This is a genomic window from Columbia Basin potato purple top phytoplasma, from assembly GCF_028595955.1.
Taxonomy (GTDB): Bacteria; Bacillota_I; Bacilli_A; order Acholeplasmatales; family Acholeplasmataceae; genus Phytoplasma.
Genome location: NZ_JANHJP010000046.1, coordinates 1 through 409, shown reverse-complemented (window position 1 = coordinate 409; position 409 = coordinate 1). Strand labels below are relative to the sequence as shown.

At 26.7% G+C, this 409-nt stretch carries 1 pseudogene; it reads right to left on the bottom strand.

What is annotated here, in order from left to right:
- Window positions 1–98: 98 nt before the first annotated feature.
- Window positions 99–409 (bottom strand): annotated as a pseudogene (locus tag M8044_RS02520) (effector); the annotation flags it as partial.

Genomic DNA, 409 nt, shown 5'->3' with positions numbered 1-409 from the left:
TTATTATTTTAAATTGATTTTGTAATTTAAACATTAAAAAAATCTCCTTTTTATTTTTATTTCTTTAAATTTAACATATTGGAAATTGTTAAATTTTATTACCAATCAGAGCTGGTTCTTTTATTATTTTCGGCTTCTTTTGTTTTATCGTTATTTTGTTTATCTTGATAAAGAGATAAAGTTTTGCGGACAGGATTGAAGTGAAGGTGGAAATTAGTTAATTCAAAATTAGAGTCGGAAACATGTGCGCGTCCAAGGTAGTAGTCTTTGTCTTTTTCTATCAAGTCTTTTGGGCCCTCGTATTTAACGATTAAAAAATTACCGCCTGAGTTTTCTTTGAATTGTTTTTCTAAGTTGACATATACAAATAATTGACTATCAATTTTTTTGTCGAAACTAGAATATTCAA